The sequence below is a fragment of the Streptomyces sp. NPDC051105 genome (assembly GCF_040682795.1).
Taxonomy (GTDB): Bacteria; Actinomycetota; Actinomycetes; order Streptomycetales; family Streptomycetaceae; genus Streptomyces.
This window is the reverse complement of the sequence record NZ_JBFBBR010000048.1, coordinates 1-3,548: the sequence shown is the minus strand read 5'-3', so window position 1 is coordinate 3,548 and position 3,548 is coordinate 1. Positions and strand designations below refer to the sequence as shown.

The 3,548-nt window shown below is 68.9% G+C and carries 1 protein-coding gene; it reads right to left on the bottom strand.

Annotated features, from left to right (window positions below):
- Positions 1-3,548 (bottom strand): type I polyketide synthase (locus AB0N16_RS41480; RefSeq protein WP_365806006.1); only part of this gene is annotated, 3,548 nt, incomplete at both ends.

Sequence of the window (3,548 nt, the reverse complement as noted above, 5' to 3'; positions counted from 1 at the left end):
CACCGCTGCAACAACCCCAACACCCGCACCACAACCGAAGACGACGCACCATCGGTATCACCCGCAGCGTCGACCTCAACCAGCACCACTTCCGGAGTCGCCGCGCCCTCGACAACCGCCAACTCCAGCGCATCCAGATCACGGAAGCGCTCACCCGGCGCCGCCAACCCACCCAGCACCGCAACCCGCCGCACCGAACGCACGGCATCCGAGGCACTCTGCGCCTCAACCCACTCCACACGGAACAGCGAATCGTTGCCAGATCCCCGAGCACCCGCCAGCCGCGCCTGGTCGACAGGTCGGAAGGCCAGATTCGCCACGCTCGCGACAGGCTCGCCCTGCTCGCTCACCATGTCGATCCGCAGGGCGGACTCGCCCGCCCGGCCGATACGCACCCGCACCCGGTCCCGGCCGGTCTGCTCCACCTGTACGCCGGACCAGGAGAACGGCAATCCCGCGGACGCTGTGTCGCCCTGGTCGAGCCAGCCGAGGCCACCGTGCAGCGTGGCGTCGAAGAGCGCCGGATGCATCCCGAAGCCAGCCGCGGCTTCAGCCTGCCCCTCGCCGAGCGCGACCTCGGCGTAGACATGCTCGCCGACCCGCCAGGCCGCCCGTACCCCCTGGAAGACAGGACCGTAGTCGTAGCCGGCCTCCGCCAGCCCTGCGTAGAGCGCATCGACCGCGATCTGCTCGGCACCCCTCGGTGGCCACTCCACAGGGAACCGCACGTCCAGCGCGGTCTGCGCAGCGGCGAGCGAGCCGCGGGCATGGCAGATCGCCTCGCCCTGTTCCCCATCTCCGCCGGCCTCCGGGCGGGAGTAGACGGCGACCGAACGGCCACCGTCTTCACCGGCCTCGCCGACAGTGACTTGCAGCTGAACCGCCGCGTCCCCGTCCAGGACCAACGGCGCCTCCAGCACCAACTCCTCAAGCACCGCAGTGCCCACATGCCGGCCGACCGCAACCGCCAGCTCCACCAACGCGGTCCCCGGCACGATCACCGTCCCGAACACCGCGTGATCCCGCACCCACGACGCCGACTCCTGCGACAGACGCCCCGTGAACACCCACTCGTCCCGGTCCCCGACCGACACCGCCGCGCTCAACAACGGATGGTCGAACAGCCCCAGCCCCGCAGCAGCCAAGTCCCCGACACCCGCACCGGACGCCAGCCAGTACCGCTCGCGCTGGAAGGCATACGTCGGCAAGTCCACCGACCGAGCGCCCGTGCCCGCGTAGAACGCCTGCCAGTCCACCGGCACACCCGCCAGATGCGCCTGCGCAACAAACGCGGCAAACGTCTCCGCCTCCGACTTACGCGCCCGCAAGGCCGACGCGAACACCGCCCCGTCCCCGTCCACCGCCTGACGCGCCAACGCCGTCAGCACACCATCCGGGCCCAACTCCAGGAAGCGGGTCACGCCCTCGTCCTGGAGGGCACGAACCCCGTCGGTGAACCGGACCGCCTGACGGACGTGATCCACCCAATAGTCGGGGTCGGTCAACTCGAAGGAGGCAGGCTTACCGGTGACGTTGGAGACGACTGCGATCCGCGACTCGTTGAACGTCAGCCCCTCGGCCACCTCGCGGAACTCCGCCAGCATCGGCTCCATCCGATGCGAATGGAACGCATGACTCACCCGCAACCGAGTCGTCTTCCGATCCCGCCACCGCGGCAACCACTCATCAAGCGCATCCAAGTCCCCGGACACCACCACCGAGCGGGGACCGTTCACCGCAGCGATCGACAACCGGCCCTCGAACCCGGCCAGCTCCCCGGCCACCTCCTCCTCCGCCGCCTGCACCGCCGCCATCCCACCACCAGCCGGCAACGCACCCATCAACCGCCCACGAGCCACCACCAGCGCACACGCATCCGCCAGCGACAGCACCCCCGCCACGTGAGCAGCCACCAGCTCACCCACCGAATGCCCGATCAGATAATCCGGGCGCACTCCGAGGGACTCGACCAGCCGGAACAGGGCCACCTCGACCGCGAACAACGCAGCCTGCGTGAACTCCGTCGCATCCAGCAACCCCGCATCCGCAGAGCCCTCCTCAGCAGCCAGCAGACTCTGAAGGGAACGGCCCAGCCGCGGGTCCAGCTCCGCACACACCTCATCCAACGCCCGCCCGAACTGAGGGTAAGCAGCGGCGAGCTCCACACCCATCCGCGCCCGCTGCGCCCCCTGCCCCGTGAACAAGAACGCCGTACGACCCGCACTCACCCGACCATCGAACACACCAGCCGCCGGCTCACCACCGGCCAAAGCCGCAAGCCCCGCCAGCAACCCCTCCCGATCCGACGCCACCACCGCAGCCCGCTGCTCCAACTGCGCCCGCGACACCACCGACGAGAAAGCGACATCGAGCAGACCCAGGTCGCGATGGTCCTGGAGGTGAGTGTGCAGCCGCTCCGCCTGCTCCCGCAGCGCCGCCTCACCCTTGGCCGACAGCAACACCGCAGCCGGCCGGTCCGGCACACTCACTTCCCCGACCGACACCGCAGAATCCTGCGGCGCCTCCTCCAGAATCACGTGAGCATTCGTGCCACTGACTCCGAAGGAGGACACCCCCGCACGCCGCGGCCGCTCACCCGCAGGCCACTCCTCCGCCTCCGTAAGCAGCTTGACCTGACCGGCCTCCCAGTCGACATGCGGCGACGGCGCATCCACGTTCAACGTGGCAGGCAACTTCTCATGCCGCATCGCCATGACCATCTTGATCACACCCGCGACACCAGCCGCCGCCGACGTGTGACCGATGTTCGACTTGATCGACCCGAGCCGCAGCGGATCGTTGTCAGCTCGCTCCTGGCCATACGTGGCCAGCACCGCCTGCGCCTCGATCGGGTCACCCAGCTTCGTGCCGGTGCCGTGGCCCTCCACCGCATCGACATCACCCGTGTCGAGTCCGGCGTTGGCGAGCGCCAGGCGAATCACCCGCTCCTGCGAAGGACCGTTCGGCGCCGTCAGACCATTACTCGCACCGTCCTGGTTGATCGCACTGCCGCGGACAACTCCCAGAATCCGGTGACCGTTGCGCCGCGCATCCGACAACCGCTCCAGCACGACCAGACCAAGACCGTCCGAGAAACCCGTGCCATCCGCAGCCGCCGCATACGACTTGCAACGCCCGTCGGGCGACAGCCCACGCTGCCGACTGAACTCCCGCAGCAGGAAAGGATCCGACATGATCGTCACGCCACCGGCCAACGCGAGGGAACACTCGCCCGACCGGAGCGCCTGCGACGCCGTGTGAATCGCCACCAATGAGGACGAGCACGCGGTGTCCACTGTGAGCGTGGGCCCTACGAGCCCGAGGCTGTAAGCGACCCGCCCCGAGACAACACTCGTCGTCGTACCCGTCAGCCGGAAGCCCTCCAACTCCGGCGGCATCGCACCGCCGCCGTACCCGTCCATCGACATGACGCCGCAGAAGACGCCTGTGTCCGAGCCGCGCAGTGAGGTCGGGTCAATACCCGCGTCCTCGAACGCCTCCCACGCCGCCTCCAGCATCAACCGCTGCTGCGGATCAATCGCCAACGC